The 906-nt window shown below is 59.9% G+C and carries 2 protein-coding genes; both read left to right on the top strand.

All coding sequences use genetic code 11. The features are described 5' to 3' along the window. Nucleotides 1–747, top strand: a 747-nt coding sequence (locus J0A68_RS22420; protein WP_206580498.1) for a tyrosine-type recombinase/integrase, incomplete at its 5' end; no start/stop codon positions are given. Continuing rightward, nucleotides 744–906 (top strand): transposase zinc-binding domain-containing protein (locus tag J0A68_RS23215; protein WP_438839578.1); only part of this gene is annotated, 163 nt, incomplete at its 3' end. The genes J0A68_RS22420 and J0A68_RS23215, both read left to right, overlap by 4 nt.

Genomic DNA, 906 nt, shown 5'->3' with positions numbered 1-906 from the left:
GACCCAGACCGGATCAACGACTACCTGCATCTGGTCAAGCGAAGCCACAACACCCCCTCGGACTCCTACTTCAAGTTCACCGTCTATGCCCTGCGCTTCGCCTACCGCATCGAGGGCATGAAGGACAAGCGCATCGAGCTGCCCACCATCAGACGGGCCAAAAAGCTTCCCGTCGTGCTCAGCCAGGAGGAAGTACGGAGACTGCTGAAAGCCCCCAGCCTGCTCAAGCACCGCATCCTGATCGGCCTGCTCTATGGCTGCGGCCTCCGCTGTTTCGAGGTTCGCAACCTGCGGATCGCCGACCTGGACTTTGACAGAAAGATGCTGCATGTCAAGGACGGCAAGGGCAAAAAAGACCGATACGTCCCCCTGGCGGATATCCTGATCAGGGGTCTGAAAGCCTACCTGGAAGCCGAGCAGCCCCATATCTGGGTGTTCAACAGCGCCGACCGGGAGATAAAAGGCAGGGCGGGCGGTGACTTCGACTCCCGCTACTCCCAGCGGGGCGTACAGTGGGCGGTCAACGAAGCCAAAAAGAAAGCAGGGATACTCAAGCCGATGAACGTGCACACGCTCCGGCACACCTACGCCACCCATCTGCTGGAAGAAGGACTGGATATCCTGACCATCAAAGACCTGCTCGGCCATGAGTCCATCGACACCACGATGGTCTACCTGCATGTGGCCCAGACCGACAAGTGTCGTGCATTCAGCCCACTGGACCGGCTGTATCTTTCCCGTCGTTGAGGGCTGACTTTGAAGTGGCTCAGGTGCTCCGCCAGCACTGGGCCGAGGTGGAACGCCATCCCCGGATCAACCCTTGGCAGCTGCGGACGTTGTCGGCCATCATGCGTTGTAGGACTTCGGATCTGGGCGGCCATGTGGATGCCTGCACCGACTGCGGGA

Source organism: Algoriphagus oliviformis (genome assembly GCF_017254915.1).
In the GTDB taxonomy this organism is placed as follows: Bacteria; Bacteroidota; Bacteroidia; order Cytophagales; family Cyclobacteriaceae; genus Algoriphagus; species Algoriphagus oliviformis.
The sequence above is the reverse complement of the archived record's forward strand: the minus strand, read 5'-3'. Positions and strand labels throughout refer to the sequence as shown.